This is a genomic window from Lysinibacillus parviboronicapiens (assembly GCF_003049605.2).
Classification (GTDB): Bacteria; Bacillota; Bacilli; order Bacillales_A; family Planococcaceae; genus Lysinibacillus; species Lysinibacillus parviboronicapiens.
The window spans coordinates 1,296,389-1,320,847 of record NZ_CP073713.1; the positions used below are offsets into that span (position 1 = coordinate 1,296,389).

The window sequence follows — 24,459 nt, forward strand, 5'->3', positions numbered from 1 at the left end:
CAACGCTCAAGTCAACCAAAAAAAACCCGCAAGCCAAACTTGATAGTACAAAGAAAGCGCAACTTTTATACATAACTTTGCTAACAAATGAGGATTCTATACTTGATTGCATTTTAGTAAGTTATTTTTTTATATTCAATGGGTCTGAAAATTACAACTTTTTGAACGGCATTTTCGGTCAAAGGTCTGAATTTCGGTTAAATCGTGGAATAACAATAGTGCAGACCGTGTCTTCGTGTTAAACTTATGAAGGAAAAAATAATAGTACACAATGGATTTAAGGAGTTGTTGACATGTTACATCAGCTTTCATGGAAAGTCGGTGGGCAACAAGGTGAAGGGATTGAGAGTACAGGCGAAATTTTCTCAATGGCAATGAATCGTTTAGGGTATTTCCTATACGGTTATCGTCACTTCTCTTCTCGAATAAAAGGTGGCCATACGAATAATAAAATTACAGTTCGTCCAACAGAAGTACGTTCAATTGCGGATGATTTAGATATACTAGTGGCATTTGACCAAGAAACAATCGACGTCAATTATAAAGAGTTAACAGAAAAAGGTGTAATTTTAGCTGATGCTAAATTTGAACCTGTAAAGCCGGAAGACTCAAAGGCGCCATTATTTGCCGTACCTTTCACAGAAGTGGCGGCAGAACTAGGTACAACGTTAATGAAAAACATGGTAGCCATCGGAGCTACAGCTTCACTTCTTAACTTAGAGGATGCTGTTTTCCAAAATGTTGTGGATGATATTTTTGGCAAAAAAGGTGAAGAAGTTGTGCAAAAAAACATGGAAGCTATTGCACGCGGCCATGAAATGATGAATGAGCTAATAGGGGATCGCGTTGGTGAGTGGGCATTAACCCCTGCTGATGGCAAACGCCGTATGTTCATGATTGGGAATGATGCAGTAGCTCTAGGTGCACTTGCAGCTGGGACACGCTTTATGGCGGCATACCCAATTACACCAGCTTCAGAAATTATGGAATACCTCATAAAAAAATTACCGAAATTCGGTGGTGCGGTTATCCAAACGGAGGATGAAATCGCAGCAGCTACGATGGCCATTGGTTCAAACTTTGGTGGTGTTCGAGCATTCACTGCATCGGCAGGTCCTGGTCTTTCACTTATGATGGAAGCCATTGGTCTTTCTGGTATGACGGAACAACCACTTGTTATTATCGATACTCAACGTGGTGGTCCATCGACAGGTCTACCTACAAAACAAGAGCAATCAGATTTAATGGCTATGCTTTATGGTACACATGGTGAGATTCCGAAAGTAGTTATTGCCCCTTCTACAATGCAGGAGGCTTTCTTTGACACAATACAAGCATTCAATATTGCGGAAGAATTACAATTACCAGTTATTTTAATGACAGACTTACAGTTATCACTTGGTAAACAAACTGCGGAACCATTTGATTACAATAAAATTGAAATTCGTCGCGGTAAAATCATTACGGAAGACCTTGAAGAAGCAGTAGATAAAGCCTACTTTAAACGTTACGAAAATACAGAAGATGGTATATCACCGCGTGTTTTACCTGGTCAGTTAAATGGTATTCACCATGTAACAGGTGTTGAGCATGATGAAACAGGTAAGCCTTCTGAGGCAACGGGTAACCGTCGTACACAAATGGATAAACGTTTCCGTAAGCTTGCGGCACTGAACTTTGATACACCTGTTTATAAAAATGCTCCACACGAAGAAGCAGACATACTACTGGTTGGCTTTAACTCAACGCGTGGTGCTATTGAAGAAGTACAAGAGCGTCTCAATGCACAAGGCATAAAAGTGAACCATGCACATATTCGCTTAGTTCATCCATTCCCATCTACTGATATGGGACCTCTTGTGGCACAAGCGAAAAAAGTGATTGTTGTAGAAAATAACTACACGGGTCAATTAGCGAATATCATGAAAATGAATATTGGCGGCCACGATAAAATTGAGACAATCACAAAATATGACGGTACACCATTCTTGCCAGGTGAATTAGAAAATAAAGTGAAGGAGCTGACTCGCTAATGGCAACATTTAAGGATTTTCGTAATACAGTAAAACCAAACTGGTGCCCTGGCTGTGGTGACTTCTCGGTACAAGCCGCAATCCAGCGTGCAGCTGCCAATGTGGGTATTGAGCCAAACGAACTGGCTGTAATTTCTGGGATTGGCTGTTCAGGTCGTATTTCAGGTTATATAAATTCATATGGTTTCCACGGCATCCATGGACGTGCACTACCGATTGCCCAAGGCTTAAAAATGGCTAATCGTGACTTAAACGTTATCGCATCTGGTGGTGATGGAGACGGCTTTGCCATCGGGATGGGTCATACAATTCATGCCATCCGTCGTAACATTGACATCACATACGTTGTTATGGATAACCAAATTTACGGTTTAACAAAAGGGCAAACATCGCCACGTTCTGCTGCTGGATTTATCACAAAATCTACACCAGGTGGTGCGATTGAGCCTTCATTAAAACCATTAGAGGTAGCTTTAACAAGTGGTGCAACATTTGTGGCACAAGGATTCTCTACAGATATTAAAGAATTGACAGCTCTAATTGAAGCAGGAATTAACCATAAAGGTTTTTCATTCATCAACGTATTCTCACCCTGTGTAACATACAACAAAGTGAACACTTACGACTGGTTCAAAGAGAACTTAACAAAGCTTGCAGATATTGAAGGCTATGACAATTCAGATCGCGGTATGGCAATGCGTACAGTAATGGAAAATGAAGGGCTTGTGACAGGTATTATCTATCAAGATACAACGACGGCTTCTTACCAAGAGAAAGTCCCTGGCTACTCTGAATTACCGCTTACAGATATTGATATTAAAATGAGCGAAGATCAATTTAATGTATTAGTCAATGAATTTATGTAACTAAAAGATGAATTAAAAGCTTATTGAATCGCGCTGTAGGTAAACTTGTGAAAATCGAGTTTACCTACATTTTTTTTATGCGTTCCCCCAAAAATTACTTCCCTTTCCGCGTTTCTACCTCAAAGGAAAGAAACGCTTCTAGCGATGGATGCAGGCTACTTTTTCCAGTGAAGTGGAGGCTGGGCGACTCATTTTGCTCATTTCAAGTTGCACGTGCTTATTAAAAGTTAAATCCTTATAAAATCCTTATAATCATTTTTTACAATGAAGTCATCGAAAGGATGATGACTTACTATGGAAGCTATTATTTTACAAACAGAAAATCTTTGTAAAAGCTTTAAAGGACAGAAGATTGTAGAAAATTTATCGTTGACCATTCCGCGAAACTCCGTTTATGGATTGCTAGGGCCGAATGGAGCGGGGAAATCTACAACGTTAAAAATGATTTCAGGCATGCTACGTCCAAACGCAGGGAACATACTATTTAATGGACATAACTGGCATCGAACAGATTTAACCGAAATTGGTGTATTGATTGAAACACCACCGTTATATGACAATTTAACTGCAAGAGAGAATCTCAAGGTCCGAACAATTGCCCTTGGATTGCCCCAAAGCCGTATAGATGAAGTTCTTAAGATAGTTGACTTAACCAATACAGGTAAAAAACGTGCCGGTCAGTTTTCGTTAGGGATGAAACAGCGTTTAGGCATAGCCATCGCACTGCTGAATTATCCAAAGCTCCTAATTCTTGATGAGCCAACAAATGGCCTTGACCCCATCGGAATTCAAGAACTACGGAAATTGATCCGTTCTTTTCCTGAGCAGGGTATTACCGTCATCTTGTCGAGCCATATCTTGTCCGAAGTAGAACAGGTTGTCGATGAAATCGGCATTATTGCTGGAGGAGTATTAGGATATCAGGGGATTGCACCACAAGGTCAAGAATTAGAAGCACTATTTATGCAGGTTGTCGCCGCGAACAGAAAGGCGGGACAATAAAATGTTACCTCACGTTATGAAAGCGGAAAGATTGAAATGGAAACGGACTTTTATTCCAACATTAGTTTGGCTTACTCCAATTGTTACGTTGCTTCTAAGTGCAGTCTTAATGGGAGGTAGTTTTTTTCAAACAGGGGCTTATAATTGGTGGTATACAATGCTCCTACCAGGCGCACTGACGATATGTTGTGCATTGATAGTGGAAAAAGATTCAAAATTGAAATATCATAGTATTCTCGCTATGCCGATTGATATAAAAACGATTTGGTTAGGCAAAATTTTTGCATGTAGTGCATGGCTGTTACTAATAACAGTTGTTTTCTTCATTGGTATAACGGCTGGAGGAATGATACTTTTTGGTAATCGTATATCCATTGAAAGTAGTCTAACAGGAAGTTTTTTAATTTTTGTGACGTTATTATGGCAAATTCCCTTATGTCTGTTCCTAGCAGCGAAATTTGGCACGTATATGGCAATTTTAGTAAATTTAGTTGGCAATATTGTTGGGGTTGCCGCATTTGCAGATGGAGGGCTTTGGTTTACCTTTCCTTATGCAATTACAGCGCGATTATTGTGTCCAACACTTCATATTATGCCTAATGGACTACCCGTACAGGATGGCAGTGAACTATTGAGCACGGGCGTTATCGTACCAGGTGTAATAATTGCTTTAATATGGTTTGTATGTTTGACCTTCCTTACTGCAAGATGGTTTCAGCGAAGGGAGGCGAAATAGCAGCATGGTCATTTTTCGATTACTGAGCGCGGAGTTTGTTAAATCAAAAAGGACGCCATTTTTGCTCACACATCTACTTGTCCCGATCATTATTTCGGCGCTGTTTTTAGCATACTATTCCTATTCTCCTTGGGATTTTAATGGGAAGGTAAATGCTTATTATCAAGGGTTGGCGTGTGGTTTCCCTATTATTATTGGATTAGTTTGTGCGATGTCTGCAGAACAGGAAGCAGCAGCCGGTCATTTTCAGCTAATGTTAACGGCGACAAGCATAAAAATATTGGCATTTGTAAGCAAATTACTGCACTTACTATTATTCGGCTTTGCTGCAATACTGTTCTCTATTTTAGTTTTTAGTTTTGGCTTTATTGAAATCTTACATGAAGACCAATTTGATGTTCAGTTTTATGTGATAGGTGCATGTATTATATTCGGAAGTACTATATTTTTATATATTTTACATCTTGTTGTGAGCCTTCGTTTTGGCAAAGGTGCTTCGATTGGTCTAGGTATCGTGGAAGCACTTTTGGTCGCTTTACTGCTGACAGGTCTAGGGGATGGCATTTGGTCCTTTATTCCTTATGGTTGGGGAGGACATTTCAATTCTCTTTGGGCACTATACGAGAGTGGTGTGGAGCTTTCTGTCGTGCATACGGGACTACAAGTTGGTATGATTACGTGTATTAGTGCAACATTGCTGGCATTTATAGGGGCTTGTTTATGGTTTTGGCGTTGGGAAGGAAGAAAGTCTGAGGGGTAGAATAAAGAAAGAATGTTGAGGTAAGGTCTATGGCAAAAGTGTTAGCAGTGGATGATGAACAAGCTATATTAGTGTTGATAAAAAATGCCTTAATAAAAGATAATCACCTTGTGACTGTTGTATCGGATGCAACAGAAGTATGCAAAATGGATCTTGGCAATTTTGATTTAATATTACTAGATGTGATGATGCCGGCCATAGACGGATTCACCTTGTGTAGGCAAATTCGTCCTGCTGTAGATTGCCCTATCCTATTTCTAACAGCTAAAACGTTAGAGGAAGATCTTATGTATGGTCTAGGACTAGGAGCAGATGATTATATTGTAAAACCTTTTGGTATCGGAGAGCTACGTGCAAGAGTGCATGCCCATTTGAGACGCGAAAAACGAGGTAGACGTAGCATTTTATATACGGATGAGGTTCACTTCAATTTATCAGGCAAAGAGTTATATGTAAGTGAGGACAAAGTAGCTCTAACAAAGAGCGAATATGAGATTTGCGAGTTTCTCGCACGTAATCGTGGGCAGGTTTTTACAAAGGAAAAAATCTATGAAACTATTTTTGGTTTTGACGGGAAAAGTGACAGCATGGCTATTACCGAGCATATAAAAAATATTCGCGCAAAGCTGCATGCTTTTGACATTGATGTCATTGACACGGTTTGGGGGATTGGCTATAAATGGAGACAATAAGGCCTAGTAAAGGAACACGCCTACATACATTTTTTCTTCGATATCTCCTTTTTCTCAGTATCGGTACAATATTATTAGTGGCTATACTGCTTGGTCTATTTCTATTTGCCTTTTCTACAAACATTATTTTGCCTGCAAATTATGCCGAAACACAGATTTCTTTAACTAAAAATCACATTGCTTCAAGTAATACTGTAACTGCTGAAAGTATACCTGATCTTGTAGACTACGCGGTCTATTCAAAGCAAGGTACATTTATTTCAGGTAATCTTTCAGCAAAGGAAGCTAACGATGCTTGGGATTTAATGCAAAAGGGGGAAAACAACAGTGGCTCTCACTTTTATACGTTTATACAACGTGAAAATGAGGAGGTGTGCATATTGCGCTATTATTTAGTACCGCAGTATCGCTCCGCCATATTAAGAGAGTACTTGCCAAATCCCCAACTATTGATGTTCCTAATATTTATAGTAGGCATATTTGCTCAAGCGACAGTGCTTGCTATCCACTTTGGCAGACGTTTAAAGAAGAAAATGATGGGGTTACAAGATGCCATTAAAGAAATTCAACAGCAGAATCTAAATTTCTCGATTGCTCCGTCCGGAATACGTGAAATCGATGAAATCGCTTCGTCATTTGAGCACATGAAGGATGCACTGAAAATTTCTTTAAAGCAGCAATGGGAGTTAGAGCAATCCCGTAGAGAACAGATTACGGCTCTTGCTCATGACATCAAAACACCATTAACGATTATTCGCGGGAATGCTGAGCTATTACAAGACACACAGCTTGATGCTACACAACAAGCATATAATGACTATATTTTGAAAAATACCATTGTGATTGAACAATTCACAAAAGAACTCATGGATTTATCTAAAATGGAGAAAATTACCGAACATGAAAAAACATCCATTACAACAGAGGCTTTTCTTGCGGAAGTGGAAAATCAAATGAAGGCTCTTTCTTGTGAGAAAAGTCTTCAGGTGTGTATGCACAAAGAAAAGCTTCCAGCGTATATCGCTTTAAATAAAGAATCCTTTTATCGGGCTATGTTAAACGTCATTGACAATGCGGTGGAGTATACCCCTTTTAATGGGAAAGTTACTCTATCTGTTCAAGGCACCTCTGATGATGTTCGATTTATCGTTACAGATAATGGCAATGGTTTCTCCCCAAAAGATGTGAAAGAGGCGACAAAGCAATTTTATCGGGGCGATTCTAGCAGGAATACCGGTAATCATCATGGTATGGGACTTTACATTGCTCAATCAATTGTAGAAAACCATGGGGGTACTTTGCGAATTGATAATGATAGGGCAACTGGTGGAGGAAAGGTAACAATCACTATTCCCGTTCGTAATAATGAAAAAAGACAATAGAAAGTAAGTAAACAGAAGATGATTTTGCTACATAGTTAGCAATCATCTTTTTTATTGTCTAAGTAAGAGAGGGGATAGCAGGGCAATAATAGTAAAAAATGCTACAATAAAAAGAAAAAAGAAGAGGCGATGTACGTGGATAACGTCATTGATTTTATTGCAAAGAAAAAGGAACGAGAAGAGAGGCAGCGTGCACAAGATTTAGAGCACTACGTTGCCTACCATTGTAAGCTTCATCAGCCTGAAAATATCGATGCATTGGTGGAAAGAAAAGTCCTGGAAGTGAAGGATCATACATTATTTTTAGGTTTTCTATCCATTTTAAAGGATGAAGACATCGAACCACTTGAGATTTTTCAGGATGTTTTTACATTTGAGCCTGCCCGTTTTGAAATGAACTACAATATGAAATGGTGGTCGATTGTGCAGTTAGCCTTTACATTTTTATCTATTTTAAAGGAAAATGAACCGCATACATATGCAGATTTCCTTGGTTTGTCTGAATAATATCTAGGGTATGTGCACGTTTGAAGCACTGTACAAACGTGCGCATACAAAACTAGATTCCACTGATTACCCCTATCAGAAGAAAATAGGCTCATCACCATAACGTGGAGTTGATTTCCGTTCCGACTGGGCGCTTTCCTGGGGGCGTCCGCTGAGCCGCTTCACTGCTCCAGGGTCTCATCTGTGACGCTGATCCCCAAGGAGTCGCCCAGCCTCCACTCCAATCAACAAATATAAAGTGAAACTTCAATCAGTGGAGGTTTTCTTCATCCCCCACAATAAATAGAGGAACACAAGCTAAAACCTTCACATCCTGTGAAAAAGCTTGTGTGACCAACATCCTGCTGCCCCGAACCAATCGGACTTTTACGGACAGTTGATCGCCCAGCTAGTTGACTCTCACTCATCTTTCCACTTGAGGTGGGCGTCTTGTACCTGACGCTTCGCTTTCGGAACAGATAAATTACTGACCGTTAATGCGGGATAAATGGTATACATTTTAACAAATGTCATCCCCAACTTTTGGTGATGAGCCAGAAAATAATAATCTTTACAATTCCCCTAATTATTAAACATGCTTCATAGAGTTTATAATTCCTCAATAATTTTTACCGAATATTTTTAAGCGCTCCACACTTGCTTAATGTTTGTTTTATAAGATTACTGTTGTAAGCAAATAAAAATAAACATAAACAAATGGAGGGTCCATCTCATGGCAATTCAAAAGTTGTGGAAGAAAAGTCTAGTTGGAGTGTTAGCTATTTCAATGTTGGCTGCTTGTACTGACAGTTCATCTAGTTCTAGTGAAGTAAACAGTGATTTGACGTTGGCCGAAATTACTAAAAAGGCGCAAGATGAAGGTGTTGTAAACTCAGTCGGCATGCCTGATACTTGGGCGAACTGGGTGGAGACATGGCAAGAACTAGGGACCGAATATAATTTGAAGCACAAAGATACGGATATGTCGAGTGCAGAAGAGCTAGCTAAGTTTGAAGCTGAAAAAGAAGATGCAACAGCTGATATTGGCGACGTAGGGATTGCTTTTGGACCAATTGCCAAGGACAAGGGCTTAACATTACCATATAAAACATCTTATTGGGATGATATTCCCGAGTGGGCTAAAGATGATGAAGGACATTGGATCGTTGGCTATACGGGAACAATTTCATTTTTAACAGATACTAATAATGTGAAAGATGCACCAACATCTTGGGAAGACATTAAAAATGGAGATTATACGGTCAGTATTGGTGATGCCTTAACAGCAAACCAAGCCCAATTTGCGATTTTGGCAGCTGCAATGGCTTTCGGTGGTGATGAATCGAACATTCAGCCTGGTATCGATTTCTTTGCAGATTTAGCTAAACAAGGACGTTTACAAGGAGATCCATCTGTAGCCAATTTAGAAAAAGGTGAAATTGATGTAGCCATCTTATGGGATTTTAATGCGCTAGGCTACCGCCATCAAATTGATGAACACCGATTTAATGTAGTTGTCCCATCCGAAGGTTCAGTGACATCTGGCTATGCAACCGTTATTAATAAGTATGCCAAAAATCCACATGCGGCCATGTTAACACGTGAATACATTTTATCGGATGCAGGACAGGAAAACTTAGCGAAGGGGTATGCACGACCAATTCGTGACAATGTTGAACTATCTCAAGATGTGAAGGCCTTATTACTGCCGGCAGAAATGTATAAAAAGGCACAGCCAGTGAAAGATCAAAAGCAATGGGAAGAAACAACGAAGCAAATTCCACAAATTTATCAAGAGCAGGTTTTAATTCATGCGAAATAATAAAGTTGCTCTTATTGTCGTAGATGCTCTTCGATTTGATACGGCTTGTTCACATATGGGATTTATGCAACATTTAATAGAACGTAAAATGGCGGCAAGATATGAGGTGTGTTCGGAGGTACCATCTTTATCGAGACCATTATATGAAACTATTTTAACGGGTACACCGCCGATTGTACACGGCGTAACAAGCAATATGACCGTGCGTTTATCCGTGCAAAATAGCTTATTTCATTTGGCAAAGTCGAACGGCTTAACGACAGCGGCTGCTGCTTATTATTGGGTAAGTGAGTTATATAATCGCGCTCCATTTATGCATATGGAAGATAGATTGCAGTTCGATACGCAGCTACCGATTGAAAATGGCTTGTTCTATTTTGAAGATCATTATCCTGATAGTCATCTTTTTGCGGATGCAGTGTGGTTAATGGATCAAAAGCAACCTGATTTCTTATATATACATCCAATGAATGTGGATGATGATGGGCATAAATTTACCTCAGATTCACTACAGTACCGTAATCGTGTGTTAGCTGTTGATGCACTGTTATCCATGTTTATTCCCAAATGTATGGCACAGGGTTATGAAATCATTGTAACAGCAGATCATGGCATGACACGTGATGGTAATCATGGTGGTACAACTGCGGAGGATCGTCATGTACCACTGTTTGTCATCTCAAATTATGTGAAAGCTGGTATTAAAAATGGCATTGTGTCGCAGTTACAGATCGCACCACTATGCTGTCATCTATTAAATATTGAGCCCTCAGAGGAGATGGTTCCACTCTTATTAGAGGGAGTGCATGCACTAAAAAAGGCTTAGTATATGCCTCTTTTCTACGTTACTAACAGAAAGAAGTGGTTGTTGTGATATCGAAAAGGCAATCATTTGCCTGGCTCGTCCCGTTTCTATTACTTGTGCTGTTATTCTTTTTAGTACCATTACTATATATGGTAATCACAAGCTTTAGTAATAGTGAAGGTTTTACGTTTGAACATTATCAATCTGTCCTAACTAACGAATATATTTTACAAGGTTTTAAAAATAGCATTACATTATCAGCGATTTCCGCGATGATAGCCCTAATTGTTACATTATTTGCAGTCTATGCCGTCATGCGCTTGTCGGAGCCAATACGCGAAAAGATACTAATTTTGACTAACTTGACATCCAATTTTTCTGGCATACCATTAGCCTTTGCATTCATTGTCTTGCTTGGTAACAGTGGGTTATTTACGTTGCTTTTTGAAAAATGGAACCTTGGTGCATTATCGTCATTTTCTCTCTATAGCTGGAGCGGTTTATTGCTCATTTACATTTATTTTCAGTTGCCATTAGCATTGATGCTGTTGTATCCAATTTATGATGGGATTCAACAACAATGGAAGGAAGCGGCGGCCCTGCTTGGCGCCTCTACGGGGCAATTTTGGTTGAAAATTGGCATCCCTGTCATGCTACCAGGTATTGTTGGGACATTTAGTGTGTTGTTTGCCAATGCGATGGGCGCCTACGCGTCGGCCTATGCATTAACCAGCAGTAATTACAATTTAGTCGCAATTCGAATCGGTGCGCTAATTAAGGGAGATATTTTTGCCCAGCCAGAACTAGCTAGTGCGATTGCCGTGTTGCTAGCGGTAACGATGGTGATGGCGATACTATTAAGTGAGTGGAGCATTAAAAAGACAAGGGGGAAATTATAATGAAAAAGAGAGGCTTTGCTGATTTCTTTTTCCTCCTTTTCGTTTTGTATTTAGTGTTGCCGTTAGTTGCAACGATACTATATGCCTTTGCTGCTAAATGGAATAGAACAATTTTACCAGAGGGGCTGACGTTTAAGTGGCTTGCCACATTATTTCAGGATGCAGAGTTTATCCAAGCGTTTGGACGCTCTGTTTTATTATCAGGTGGAGCGGTCGGAGTAGCAATGTTCGTGATTGTCCCTGCGATATTTGTCATTGTTTTGTATTTTCCACAGTATGAAAAATGGATTCAAGTGGCAGTTGTCATGGTGTATTCCTTCCCAGGGGTTATTTTAGCAGTAGGATTAATTCGTGTGTATACGACAGTAGGTGTGCCGATGATTTTAGTGGTGCTAGGCGCTTATGTTATTGGTATTTTGCCATACATTTATCAAGGCACACGCAATAGTCTACGAAATGTTGATGCAAGGCAACTTTTAGATGCAGCACAATTACTGGGCGCCTCTAAAAGGCAGGCATTTATGACAATACTTTTACCGACTGTCTATCCAGGCCTATTTGCGGGTGCATTGTTATCATTTTCAGTGTTGTTTGGTGAGTTTGTACTTATTAATTTAGTCGTAGGCTCTCGCTTTGAAACCGTGCAAATTTATTTAATGAAAAAACTAAGTTCAAGTGGACATATTGCAAGTGCTGTTGTCTTTATTTATCTCGTTCTTATGGGTCTATTAACGTTCGTTATCGCACTGCTAACAAAAAGATCGAAAGGTGTTACAAATATATGAGCTATATTGTCATAGAAGGGCTTCATAAAAAGTATGGGCATTCAACTGTGTTGTCCAATGTCGATATGAGGATTGAACAAGGGGAGTTTATTACTCTTTTAGGACCAAGTGGCTGTGGAAAAAGTACAATTTTACGCATTGTCGCAGGTTTAACAGATGCCACTGCAGGTTGTATACAAATTGAAGGAAAAGATATGCATGGTATTCAACCAAAAGATCGTCAAGTCGGAATGGTATTTCAATCTTATGCGCTATTTCCGAATATGACCGTCAAAGAAAATGTAGCGTTCGGCTTGCAAATGCAAAAAGTGAATAATGCTGAAATTGAACAACGTGTGCAAGAGATACTTGGCATTGTGCATTTAACAGAAAAAGCGTACGCTTATCCAAAGGAACTGTCTGGTGGTCAGCAGCAACGTGTTGCTTTAGCACGTGCATTAATTGTACGTCCAAAGGTATTGCTTTTAGATGAACCACTTAGTGCACTGGATGCACAAATTCGAAAAAAATTGCAGGAAGATTTACGAGCGATTCAACGACAGCTCAATATGACAATGATATTAGTAACACATGATCAGGAAGAGGCAATGGCTGTTTCTGATAAAATATTTGTCATGAGCAATGGAGAAATTGCGCAAAGTGGAACGCCGACTGCCATTTATACAAATCCACAAAGTGAATTTATTGCTAATTTTATCGGGCATTATAATGTCTTGCCACGGCAAGTACTGGAGAAAATGATCGGTGGAGTATTGTCAGGAGATGGCTTGAAATTTGCTATTCGACCAGAGGCCATTCATGCACAGGCAATGGAAGGGGATATTTGTTTTTCGGGTGTAGCGAAGCAGTCATTGATGACTGGTAATGTCATTCGTACTACCTTTGAGGGTGAGTGTATGTTTACAATGGAACAATTACATCAACGAGGACAATTGTTTGAAATAGGCAAAAAATATGAGTGCTATGTGGCTAAGGAAGATGTGATTGCTTTATCATGACTTATGCAAAAATTGAACGTTTTGATTATATTTTAAAGCAACTAGAAGTACATGGGAAAATAATTGTCGCAATCATTGCAGATGCACTTCAAGTAGCACCAGAAACTATCCGGCGGGATTTAGATGAACTAGAGGAACAGCATTTATTAACGCGCGTCCATGGTGGAGCAGTACAGTATACGAATGTCAGAACAGAACCAGCGTTTTTGCGTAAGCTTCAAATGCAAAAAGAGGCAAAGTGTAACATAGCTCGGCTAGCTGCGGAGCGTATATGTGATGGGGATACGATTGCTGTTGATACAGGAACAACAACGGTACATATTGCTGATTACTTAATGGCGGTCGAAGATATTACTATCGTCACAAATTCCATAGCTGCAGCGGCACAGTTTAATTTAGCCATTGAAGAGAGACGTATGACAGGCAAGGTGATTTTGCTCGGTGGGACGACCAATCCAAGACAGTCCTCTGTCGCAGGTGCCATGACATTGGAATGGTTGGGCAATATGAATTTTGACAAAGCATTTTTATCGTGTGGGGGCATAAAGGACGGTATTGTCTATGATTATGATTTAGATGAATCGCTGATTTCTCAAAAAATGCTTGAAAACAGCAAAATGACAATTTTACTAACCGATTCTTCCAAAATCAATAGCAAATCATTTTATCGAATTTGCCACTTGGTAGATTGCTCGGAAATAATTTGTGATGCGACATGCCCCGAAGAATGGCAAGCATACGAAGAAATGTGGACGATAGGTAGTGGAGGGAAAAGCTGATGACAATTGATTATCATGTGCATTTAGAGGAGGGACCCTACTCATTCCGTTGGTTAGAACGCACTTCGCAGGCCATGGCATTTTTTGATGAAGTTGAAGTTATGTCGAAGGGCTCAAAAGAGCTTATCGAGAGGCAAATACAGGTTTTAGCACAACGATTGCTTAAGGGTTGTTACAGTGAAGAGTGGCTTGATTTATATTTGCAACAAGCAAAGCGACTAGGGTTACGAGAGGTTGGCATTGTTGATCATTTGTATCGATTTAAGGAGACACGTGCTTATTTTGAACGCTATATGCAGTTGGATGAAAGGTCAGAGGTCGGTAAATTGCAATGTTACTGGCTAGATAGTGTTATGACAGAACAGATGGCTACGTTTGTATCAGCCATTACAAACGCAAAGGAAAAATGGCATCGCCACGGTATTGCATTAAAGCTTGGTATAGAAGCGGATTATTTTGTGGGTGGTGAAGAAGAGCTAGCGTCACTGTTACAAGACTATCCATGGGATTATGTCATTGGTTCTGTGCATTTTGTGGATGGCTGGGGCTTTGACAATCCACAAACGCAGAATATATTTGAGCACATGGACGCAGCGACATTGCGGGAGCAGTATGGACAATTTTTTGCGACTGTGGAGAGCATGATACACGCAAAGATGTTTGATTTTGTGGCGCATTTGGATAATTTTAAAGTCTTTAACTATCAGCTTAAAGATGAAACTTTTCTACATGCTTGGTATGTGCGAATTGCTGAGGCACTTGTTACAACACAAACAGCTACGGAAATCAATGCAGGGTTATATTATCGCTATCCCGTAAAGGAAATGTGCCCGGGTTCTCATTTCTTGCAAGTGTTAGTTGAACAGGGCGTAGAGTTTACAGTTTCCTCAGATGCGCATTTCCCTGATGATGTAGGGAAGTATACCTTTGCCAATACGGATGTGCTAAAAGGACTTGGTGTTCAATCGATACTAGGATTTGATGAGCGTAAAAAGAAATATATCGAGTTATAATTTGAAGGTAAGGTCACCGGTGATACAGGTCATCGGTGGCTTTTTAGCGTTAACGGAGTAAGGCGGATAGAACCGGCAAGTGACGGATAGAACCGGCAAAGTGACGGATAGAACCGGCAAAGTGACGGATAGAACCGGCAAAGTGACGGATAGAACCGGCAAAGTGACGGATAGAACCAGCAAAGTGACGGATAGAATCATCAAGCAGAAAGAAAGTGTATTTAAGTCGAAACCACGACATTTAGTACGCAAACCTTGTAGGAAGTAGTAATCATTCAGTATAATAGTAAAATGGGAATTCGAATGCACGGATTTCGTTTGAAAGGAGTTACCTGATTGCGATGAATGAGGAACAACGATTAGCCAGTCAACAAGTCAATCAACCTAAAAAAGAAGACAAGCCTGAAAAGGATTATAGTAAATATTTTGAGAAGGTCTTTACAGCACCTTCATTAAAAGATGCTAAAAAACGTGGGAAAGAAGAAATTAAGTACCATAAGGATTTTAATATTGCAGAAGAGTTTGCAGGCATGGGCGAGGGACGTACGTTTTATATTCGTACATATGGCTGCCAAATGAATGAGCACGATACTGAAGTGATGGCTGGGATATTTATGCAACTAGGCTATACCGCTACAGAGATAATTGAGGAAGCGGATGTTGTGTTACTGAATACATGTGCAATTCGTGAAAATGCAGAGAACAAAGTATTCGGCGAACTTGGCTTCCTGTTAAAATATAAACGTAAAAATCCAGAAATGCTCATCGGTGTATGTGGCTGTATGTCACAAGAAGAATCCGTTGTAAACAAAATATTAAAAACTTACCCTCACGTCGATATGGTATTCGGCACGCATAATATTCACCGACTGCCAAATATTTTAAAAGAAGCTTATATGTCGAAAGAATTGGTCATCGAAGTTTGGTCAAAAGAGGGCGACGTTATCGAAAATCTACCCAAAAAACGACTTGGTTCTATTAAAGCTTGGGTGAATATTATGTACGGCTGTGATAAGTTCTGTACTTACTGTATCGTACCGTATACGCGTGGTAAGGAACGTAGTCGCCGTCCGGAGGAAATTATTGCCGAAGTTCGAGAGCTCGCGGCTGCAGGCTATAAAGAAATCATGTTGCTTGGACAAAATGTCAATGCTTACGGAAAAGATTTTGAGGACATGGAGTACCGACTTGGAGATTTGATGGATGAGTTAAGAAAAATCGATATCCCACGTATTCGTTTTACAACGAGCCATCCACGCGACTTTGATGATCACTTAATCGAGGTACTTGCAAAGGGTGGTAACCTAGTGGAGCATATTCATTTGCCAGTGCAATCAGGTTCAAATGAAGTGTTAAAAATAATGGCGCGCAAATATACACGGGAGCATTTCCTTGGCTTAGTCGATAGAATTAAAGCGGCTATCCCGGGGGTCACATTAACAACTGATATTATTGTTGGTTATCCAAACGAAACGGAGGAGCAATTCGAAGAGACGCTGTCTTTGTATCGTGAAGTTGGCTTCGATATGGCATTTACGTATATTTATTCTCCACGTGAGGGTACGCCAGCAGCGAAGATGATTGACAATGTGCCAGAAGATGTGAAAAAACAACGACTTCATCGTTTAAATGCCGTTGTACAAGAGTATTCCCGAAAAGCATTGGCAGGTTTGGAAGGCGAGATTGTAGAGGTGTTAGTTGAGGGAACAAGTAAACGTCGTGAGGATGTCCTTGCAGGTTACACACGTAAAAATCGCCTCGTGAATGTTAAAGCGCCAGCAGAGCTTATTGGTCAGTTAGTGAAAGTTAAAATAATCGAAGCTACTTCCTATTCATTACGTGGTGAATTTGTGGAAGTAGTAAAAAATGAAAAGGTGGAAGCGTAAATGACAGAAGTAATGTATACAAAAGAAGATTTAATTAAGAAATCACATGAAATTGCACATATGATTGCCAATACACCAGAGGTTGAGTTTTTCAAAAAGGCAGAAGCACAAATTAACGAAAATCAACTTGTACGTGAACGTATTGCTAGTCTGAAGAGCTTGCAAAAACAAGCTGTAAACTTCCAACACTTAGGCAAAGAAAAAGCGCTGAAAATGATTGAAGATAAAATTGCGAAAATCGAAGAAGAAATTAACGCAATCCCAGTCGTTCAACAATTTAAAGAATCACAAGTTGATGTGAATGATTTATTACAATTAGTGTCCAACACAATCGCTAACAATGTCACAAATGAAATTATCCGTTCAACAGGTGGCGATTTACTACGTGGTGAAACGGGGTCATACGTAGCGAATACACAACCAGGTAGCTGCTCATAAATAATAGAAGTAATGGCTCGAATGATTGCATTCGGGCTATTTTTTTATCATGGTATTAAGGATAGTAATGCTTAGGAAAAGCTGCCTGGACTAAGCGAATATGTACTGCTACAGTAGCTTTAGTATGCTCAAAAAGTTTTTTGCGTGATGTACCAACGGTGCCCGTAATCTGAAAAAGATATAAAGTGATTCGACTGGATTCTATGAAATATGTTCACCCAATGGGCGCTACCTGCATATGATGGAGTGAAAAGAGTCGAAGGAGGAATTGCGCTGAAACGTTTACGACAAATCGTGACGAAAGCAGTAGTTGCCAAGGGGAAGAAAAGAACGGAAGATCGTGTAACATTATGCCCAACAAATAAACCGACGAGTATTCTTGGTTGCTGGGTAATCAATCATACTTGCTCAGCAAAAAAAGTCGGTAAATTTGTAGAAGTATCAGGGAAATTTGATGTCAATGTTTGGTATGCCTATAGTAACCATTCGAAAACAGCAGTGTTTTCAGAAACGGTTCACTATAAAGACAAAGTGAAGCTTCATTTCAGAGATGGTGAAGTGAGCGTTGGCGATGATGTACGTGTTCGTGTAATCCAAGAACCAAATTGCATGGAAGCGGTAATTTCTCCATGTGGAACGAAATTTGAAATAGTAGTAGAACGAGAAATTGTCGTAGAAGTGATGGGTGAAATGACAATTTGTATTAGTGTACATCCACTAGATTTCGAAGAGGAATGGAGTTTTAATGATGAAAGCTCATCCTCATCATCTTCTTCATCTTCATCTAGCTCCAGTTCAAGTTCAAGTTCAAGTTCGAGCAGTGAAGGAAGGTATGTTTTAGAGTCCTCATCGTTTCCTGATGAGCGCCCAAGATAAACTACAAGCTGAAACATTTTTAATACATGCGAAATGCTAGCATCTTTACAAAGGTGAAATGGGCGTTTCGCATGTATCTTTTGTTATAATGAAATTATCTATATGGCAAGAGCGAGGGAAAGATGATATGACAACATATACACCAATGATGCAACAATATTTGCAAGTAAAAGAAGATTACAAGGATGCCTTTTTATTTTTTAGATTAGGTGACTTTTACGAGATGTTTTTTGAGGACGCAGTTAATGCCTCACAAATTTTAGAAATCACATTAACAAGCCGAGATGCAGGCGCGAAGGACCGTATTCCAATGTGCGGTGTGCCGCATCATTCGGCTAAAAATTATATTGAAACATTAGTACAAAAGGGTTATAAGGTCGCAATTTGTGAGCAAACGGAAGATCCGAAACAAGCAAAAGGCGTAGTTAGACGTGAAGTGGTACAACTTATAACACCAGGCACAATTATGGAAGGAAAGGCGCTTGATGGTAAATCGAATCATTTTATTGGTGCAGCTGAGCAGTTAGATGCTACAACTTTTGGCTATGCCTATTTAGACTTATCTACAGGCGAGGCGACTGCTTCATCGATTGAAGGTGATGCCAAAGCACTGCTAATGCAAATGCAGGCATATGGTATTCGTGAGCTTGTCGTAACAGAGAGTCTACAGCTTTTATTGGCAGAGCATGCCGTGAATTTGGGGATTGTGCTGTCTATTGAAGTAGATGAAATGGCATTGGACAAGGTTGTGAATTATGTAGCAGCAGTACCAGCACAATTACAAGTGGCTTGCCTACGTCTACTGGCCTATATTGACAAAACGCAAATGCGCTCGTTATCGCATATTCAAACGTTCACATTTAATGAAATGAAAAATTATTTACGTATCGATTCTAGCTCGAAACGTAATTTAGAGCTGATCCAATCGATTCGAGGTGGCGATCAAAAGGGTACATTGCTTTGGCTGTTAGATGACACGGTTACAGCCATGGGTGGTCGTAAGTTAAAACAATGGATACATCAACCTCTTGCTACGCGTTCTGCCATTGAGTCAAGACTTGAGATTGTCACTGATTTATTAGAAGAATATTTTGTAAGAACAGAGTTACAAACTTCTCTTAAACAAGTATATGATTTAGAGCGTTTGGCGGGACGTGTGGCATTTGGCAATGTGGGAGGCCGTGATTTAGCACAACTGCGAGATTCTTTGCGTCAAGTGCCTGTGATTGTACAACAGCTTTTGGAATCAAGCAAAGAAACACTGCAGAATTTGGGTAGCACCCTTGATATATGTGCAGACGTCGAGACATTATTGGCACGTGCGATTACAGATAATCCTCCAATTACCATTAAAGAAGGCGATGTCATCCGGGATGGATACAATGATCGCTTAGATGAGCTGCGTTACGCATCTCGCAATGGCAAGGACTGGATTGCCCAGCTGGAACAACAAGAACGTGTTAAAACGGGTATAAAAAATTTGAAAATCGGTTATAATCGTATTTTTGGTTACTATATCGAAATAACAAAATCGAATATTCATTTAGCAGATTTAACGCGCTATGAACGGAAACAAACGCTAGCCAACGCTGAGCGCTATATTACGCAAGAGCTGAAGGAAAAAGAGGCACTCATATTAAATGCCGAGGAAGAAAGTTTATTGCTTGAATATAATTTATTCGTGGAAATCCGTGAAGAATTAAAGGCTTTTATTCCACGTGTACAGGCTCTAGCGGCAAGTATTAGTGAGTTAGATGTCCTCCTTGGCTTTGCAAGCGTGTCAGAGAAATATCGTTTTACGAAACCAGCATTTCATACAGGGCGTTCACTAGAGATTCTTGAAGGACGTCACCCCGTTGTTGAAAAAATGCTGAATAAGCAAATGTATGTACCAAATGACTGTGTACTTGAAGAACATCACAATATGATGCTAATTACAGGGCCGAATATGTCTGGTAAAAGTACGTATATGCGTCAGGTGGCACTCATTGTCGTTATGGCACAAATGGGTTGTTATGTGCCAGCCGAAAAAGCTAGATTGCCAATCACCGATCAAATCTTCACACGTATTGGTGCAGCGGATGATTTAGCAGCAGGGCAATCTACATTTATGGTGGAAATGTTAGAATCACAACACGCTATCTTGCATGCGACTAAAAATAGCCTAATGTTGTTTGATGAAATCGGTCGTGGGACTTCAACATATGATGGCATGAGCCTTGCGCAATCGATGATGGAGTATATTCACGATAAAATCGGGGCGAATACACTATTTTCAACACACTATCATGAGTTAACAGCACTTGAGAAAGAGCTTCCTCGTCTGCAAAATGTTCATGTATCTGCTACTGAAAAAAATGGTACGGTGGTCTTTTTACATAAGGTAAAAAAAGGAGCTGCCGATAAATCATACGGGATACACGTGGCACAACTTGCGCAATTGCCAGAAGAGATTTTATCTAGAGCACGTGTACTGCTCGAAAATTTCGAGGCAGGTAAAGAGGTGACGGCACCACAAGTAGTTGCAGATCAGCCCGTACAAATGTCGCTATTTGCAGAGGGAGAACCCGTTTCACCAGCTGAAACAGAGGTTTTAAAAAGTCTGGAGAAGGTTAATATTTTAGGAACTTCACCGATGCAGGCGATGAATATTTTATATGAATTACAACAGCAATTGGTCAACGCGAAAAAATAAGGAGTGATGTGCTATGGGTAAAATACAAATAATGGATGAATGGCTGTCCAATAAAATCGCGGCAGGGGAAGTGGTCGAAAGGCCAGCATCTGTTGTGAAAGAGCTTGTGGAAAATGCCATCGATGCAGGAAGTACGTCCATTGATGTTTTTTTACTAGAAGCAGGGCTCACTTCCATTCAAGTGATTGATAATGGCATAGGCATGGACGAGGATGATGCACTCATCTCTTTTTCACGCCATGCCACAAGTAAAATCCACCAGGAACATGATTTATTTCGTATCCGTACATTAGGTTTTCGTGGTGAAGCATTGGCGTCCATTGCATCTGTATCAAAAATGACGCTTATTACATCAAATGGTGAATCTGGTACATATGTTGAGTTAGAAGGCGGACATGTTACTACGCATAAGCCCGGTCCGTTACGGAAAGGCACGGATATTACGGTAGCGCAGTTGTTTTTTAATACACCTGCTCGTTTAAAATATATGAAGACCATTCAAACCGAGCTTGGCCATACCATCGACTTGATGAATCGTCTAGCGCTAGGAAATCCTCAAATTGCCTTCCGATTGCTCCATAATGGTCAGCAACTGTTACAGACGAATGGTCGTGGTGACGAACAGCAAGTATTAGCTGCTATCTATGGTGTGCATAATGCAAAAAAAATGGTGTCATTTCAAGGTGAGTCACATGATTATAAGGTATCGGGCTTTGTATCATTACCTGAAGTGACGCGTGCTTCGAAAAATTATATGTCACTGTTTGTGAACGGCCGCTGGGTAAAGCATTATTTGGTACAAAAAGCCATTGTGGATGCGTATCATACGTATTTGCCCATCGAACGTTTCCCGATTGTTGCGCTCTATATAGAAGGGGATCCCTATTTAACGGATGTAAATGTTCATCCAGCAAAGCATCAAATCCGCTTGAGTAAAGAGCCTGAATTATTGAAGCTTATCGAGGAAACGATTCGTGAGACGATTCGTGGTGTTATCCGCGTGCCGCAGATGGTGAAGAAAGAAAAAGTAGCCATCCCAGCAACCGAGCAACTTAATATATGGAAACCTACACCGAAGCTGGATGTGGAGAAAATGAACGCCATTGTGGAAAAGCTTTATGACGTGCAGACGGTCCAGGAATCGAGCTTACCTCCTATTGAAAAACCACAGGTGACTGTCACTGAGGAAAGCTGGCAGCCCTCATTGCTGACTGCATCGAATCCTGTAGAAAATGTTCAGAAAGAGCTAGAGCAAGTCCCTGAGCAAGAGACAATAAAAGAGCCATTTCCTGCACTTGAAGTAGTTGGACAAATACATGGTACTTATATTGTTGCACAAATGGAGGATGGATTTTATTTAATTGACCAGCATGCAGCACAGGAACGTATTAAATATGAATTTTTCCGTGAAAAAGTTGGACAAGTGAATCCGAATGAACGTCAGGCCTTATTGCTGCCGCTAACCTTCCATTATGCAGCGGACGAGGCACTAATCTTACGTGAAAATAGACTGGAACTTGAAGCTGTCGGTGTATTTTTAGAGGAGTTTGGACAGTCATCTTTTGTTGTGCGAGAGCATCCAAGCTGGTTTCCAAAGGGTGAGGAGCAGGAGATTATTGAAGACTTAATCGAGCAAGTACTGACGACAAAAAAGGCAGATGTAAAAAAATTGCGTGAAGCCGCGGCCATCATGATGAGCTGTAAAAAATCGATTAAGGCGAATCATTATTTGACGAAGGAACAAATGGATGTCTTACTGCAGGATTTACGTCAGGCTGATAATCCCTTTACTTGCCCACATGGACGTCCAGTCCTCATACATTTTACAACGTATGAAGTAGAGAAAATGTTTAAACGAGTGATGTGATTTTTAAGTGTATTTTACGCACAATGCCACAGAGGGGTTATCGCTGTCGCTTTGAATTCACAATGTGGAAGTTGGCAACCCGAGGACTTTAAGAGCTAATGCCAATTGCGTACATGGCTAAACGGGAAAAAGGGGGAGAATGGATGGGTGAATTTATTTTAGCAATCGACCAGGGAACAACGAGCTCGCGGGCCATTTTATTCAATAATAAGGGTGAGGTTGCCCATGTGGCGCAAAAGGAATTTCAGCAGTATTTTCCAAAAGCCGGCTGGGTGGAGCATAATGCTAATGAAATTTGGGGCTCAATCCTAGCAGTTATTGCGGCTGTTTTAACGGAAAGTGGACATGAAGCAAGTGAAGTTCACGCTATAGGGATTACCAATCAGCGGGAAACAACCGTTGTTTGGGACAAACATACGGGGCAGCCAGTCTACAATGCAATCGTCTGGCAATCACGCCAAACGCAGGACATTGTCCATGATTTGAAGGAACAAGGCCTAGAGGATGTTTTCCAGCAAAAAACAGGGCTGCGTCTTGATGCCTATTTCTCAGCAACGAAGATTAAATGGATTTTAGATAATGTTGAAGGCGCGCGTGACAAAGCAGAAAATGGCGATTTATTATTCGGTACGATTGATTCATGGATTGTTTGGCGATTATCAAAGGGAAAGGCACATATTACGGATTATTCAAATGCCGCACGTACATTACTTTACAATATTCATGAGCTTAAATGGGACGATGAGCTATGTGACCTTTTAGATATTCCGATGACGATGTTGCCAGACGTGAAAAATTCATCAGAGGTCTATACGATGACTGCACCGAGTATCTTTTTTGGCGAAAAAATTCCGATTGCTGGAATTGCAGGTGATCAGCAAGCTGCACTTTTTGGGCAAACTTGCTTTGACAAAGGAATGGCTAAAAATACGTATGGTACAGGTTGTTTTATGCTATTAAATACGGGAGAGCAAGCAGTACGTTCTGAAAATGGTTTACTCACAACGATTGCTTGGGGTATAGATGGTAAGGTGACATATGCCTTAGAAGGTAGTGTTTTTGTAGCTGGCTCAGCAATCCAATGGTTACGAGACGGCCTTCGGATGATTCGTACTGCGGCAGATTCTGAGAAGTATGCCAAAAAGGTAGAAGATACAGATGGTGTATATATTGTACCAGCATTTGTTGGCTTGGGTACACCGTACTGGGATACGGATGCGCGCGGGGCGATTTTTGGATTAACACGTGGTACATCGAAAGAACATTTTATCCGTGCAACACTTGAATCTTTGGCGTATCAAACAAAGGATGTGCTGGATGCAATGGAGGAGGCGGCTGGTACACCGATTGAGGTCCTTCGTGTGGATGGTGGAGCAGTTAGTAACAGTCTGTTGATGCAGTTCCAAAGTGATATTTTGCAGTTAGAAGTGGAGCTGGCCAAACTCAATGAGTCAACAGCATTGGGTGCGGCCTATTTAGCGGGACTTGCAACTAATTTTTGGCCGGATAAAGAGACCTTATCTGCACTGTGGGTTACTGGCAAAAACTATCAACCAAAGATGGAAGCGGAGCAGGCACAGGCTTTATATGCAGGTTGGCAAAAAGCAGTAGCAGCTACACGTATATTTAAATCATAGCT

21 protein-coding genes are annotated in these 24,459 nt (G+C 40.4%); all 21 read left to right on the plus strand.

Features of this window, described 5'->3' with window-relative positions; genetic code table 11:
* Positions 1–293 precede the first annotated feature (293 nt).
* The gene (locus tag C9J31_RS06070; protein ID WP_107947850.1) at positions 294–2,033 is read left to right on the plus strand and encodes a 2-oxoacid:acceptor oxidoreductase subunit alpha; all 1,740 of its coding nucleotides are present in this window, start codon (positions 294–296) and stop codon (positions 2,031–2,033) included.
* On the plus strand, positions 2,033–2,899 hold the full coding sequence (locus tag C9J31_RS06075) for a 2-oxoacid:ferredoxin oxidoreductase subunit beta (protein WP_054767154.1): 867 nt from the start codon (positions 2,033–2,035) through the stop codon (positions 2,897–2,899). Before C9J31_RS06070 ends, C9J31_RS06075 begins: the two co-directional genes overlap by 1 nt.
* A gap of 294 nt (positions 2,900–3,193) precedes the next feature.
* Positions 3,194–3,901: a lantibiotic protection ABC transporter ATP-binding protein gene (locus C9J31_RS06080; RefSeq protein WP_107947852.1), complete on the plus strand. Its 708-nt coding sequence runs from the start codon at positions 3,194–3,196 to the stop codon at positions 3,899–3,901.
* Position 3,902: 1 nt separating this feature from the next.
* Positions 3,903–4,637 (plus strand): lantibiotic immunity ABC transporter MutE/EpiE family permease subunit, encoded by a 735-nt coding sequence (locus C9J31_RS06085; RefSeq protein ID WP_107947854.1) that lies wholly within the window; start codon positions 3,903–3,905, stop codon positions 4,635–4,637.
* 4 nt (positions 4,638–4,641) lie between these two features.
* Positions 4,642–5,397 carry a lantibiotic immunity ABC transporter MutG family permease subunit gene (locus tag C9J31_RS06090; RefSeq protein ID WP_107947856.1) on the plus strand — a complete coding sequence of 252 codons (756 nt, stop codon included), beginning with the start codon at positions 4,642–4,644 and terminating at the stop codon, positions 5,395–5,397.
* Positions 5,398–5,426: 29 nt separating this feature from the next.
* On the plus strand, positions 5,427–6,089 hold the full coding sequence (locus C9J31_RS06095; RefSeq protein WP_107923010.1) for a response regulator transcription factor: 663 nt from the start codon (positions 5,427–5,429) through the stop codon (positions 6,087–6,089).
* A complete protein-coding gene (locus C9J31_RS06100) occupies positions 6,077–7,471 on the plus strand; it encodes a sensor histidine kinase (protein WP_107947857.1) in 1,395 nt (464 codons plus the stop codon). Before C9J31_RS06095 ends, C9J31_RS06100 begins: the two co-directional genes overlap by 13 nt.
* Before the next feature lie 129 nt (positions 7,472–7,600).
* Positions 7,601–7,978: a 2-oxoglutarate ferredoxin oxidoreductase subunit beta gene (locus C9J31_RS06105; protein WP_238602005.1), complete on the plus strand. Its 378-nt coding sequence runs from the start codon at positions 7,601–7,603 to the stop codon at positions 7,976–7,978.
* Positions 7,979–8,690: 712 nt separating this feature from the next.
* Positions 8,691–9,779: an ABC transporter substrate-binding protein gene (locus C9J31_RS06110; RefSeq protein ID WP_107947861.1), complete on the plus strand. Its 1,089-nt coding sequence runs from the start codon at positions 8,691–8,693 to the stop codon at positions 9,777–9,779.
* Positions 9,769–10,605 (plus strand): alkaline phosphatase family protein, encoded by an 837-nt coding sequence (locus tag C9J31_RS06115; RefSeq protein WP_107947863.1) that lies wholly within the window; start codon positions 9,769–9,771, stop codon positions 10,603–10,605. The genes C9J31_RS06110 and C9J31_RS06115 overlap by 11 nt, the downstream gene beginning before the upstream one ends.
* Positions 10,606–10,652: 47 nt before the next feature.
* A complete protein-coding gene (locus C9J31_RS06120) occupies positions 10,653–11,483 on the plus strand; it encodes an ABC transporter permease (RefSeq protein WP_420798408.1) in 831 nt (276 codons plus the stop codon).
* Positions 11,483–12,268 (plus strand): ABC transporter permease, encoded by a 786-nt coding sequence (locus tag C9J31_RS06125; RefSeq protein ID WP_107947868.1) that lies wholly within the window; start codon positions 11,483–11,485, stop codon positions 12,266–12,268. Before C9J31_RS06120 ends, C9J31_RS06125 begins: the two co-directional genes overlap by 1 nt.
* On the plus strand, positions 12,265–13,266 hold the full coding sequence (locus C9J31_RS06130) for an ABC transporter ATP-binding protein (RefSeq protein WP_107947870.1): 1,002 nt from the start codon (positions 12,265–12,267) through the stop codon (positions 13,264–13,266). Before C9J31_RS06125 ends, C9J31_RS06130 begins: the two co-directional genes overlap by 4 nt.
* Complete coding sequence (locus tag C9J31_RS06135; RefSeq protein ID WP_107947872.1) at positions 13,263–14,045, plus strand: DeoR/GlpR family DNA-binding transcription regulator; 783 nt, start codon at positions 13,263–13,265, stop codon at positions 14,043–14,045. Before C9J31_RS06130 ends, C9J31_RS06135 begins: the two co-directional genes overlap by 4 nt.
* Positions 14,045–15,058 (plus strand): histidinol phosphate phosphatase domain-containing protein, encoded by a 1,014-nt coding sequence (locus C9J31_RS06140; protein ID WP_107947874.1) that lies wholly within the window; start codon positions 14,045–14,047, stop codon positions 15,056–15,058. Before C9J31_RS06135 ends, C9J31_RS06140 begins: the two co-directional genes overlap by 1 nt.
* Positions 15,059–15,399: 341 nt before the next feature.
* Positions 15,400–16,944, plus strand: coding sequence for a tRNA (N6-isopentenyl adenosine(37)-C2)-methylthiotransferase MiaB (gene miaB / locus C9J31_RS06145; RefSeq protein WP_107947876.1), 1,545 nt, complete (start codon positions 15,400–15,402; stop codon positions 16,942–16,944).
* Complete coding sequence (locus C9J31_RS06150; protein WP_054767160.1) at positions 16,945–17,382, plus strand: YlbF/YmcA family competence regulator; 438 nt, start codon at positions 16,945–16,947, stop codon at positions 17,380–17,382.
* Between the two features lie 210 nt (positions 17,383–17,592).
* Positions 17,593–18,258: an outer spore coat protein CotE gene (cotE, locus tag C9J31_RS06155; protein WP_193766988.1), complete on the plus strand. Its 666-nt coding sequence runs from the start codon at positions 17,593–17,595 to the stop codon at positions 18,256–18,258.
* 127 nt (positions 18,259–18,385) lie between these two features.
* The gene (mutS, locus tag C9J31_RS06160) at positions 18,386–20,953 is read left to right on the plus strand and encodes a DNA mismatch repair protein MutS (RefSeq protein ID WP_107947923.1); all 2,568 of its coding nucleotides are present in this window, start codon (positions 18,386–18,388) and stop codon (positions 20,951–20,953) included.
* A gap of 13 nt (positions 20,954–20,966) precedes the next feature.
* The gene (gene mutL, locus C9J31_RS06165) at positions 20,967–22,820 is read left to right on the plus strand and encodes a DNA mismatch repair endonuclease MutL (protein ID WP_107947878.1); all 1,854 of its coding nucleotides are present in this window, start codon (positions 20,967–20,969) and stop codon (positions 22,818–22,820) included.
* 143 nt (positions 22,821–22,963) lie between these two features.
* Positions 22,964–24,457, plus strand: coding sequence for a glycerol kinase GlpK (glpK, locus tag C9J31_RS06170; RefSeq protein WP_107947880.1), 1,494 nt, complete (start codon positions 22,964–22,966; stop codon positions 24,455–24,457).
* Positions 24,458–24,459: the final 2 nt, after the last annotated feature.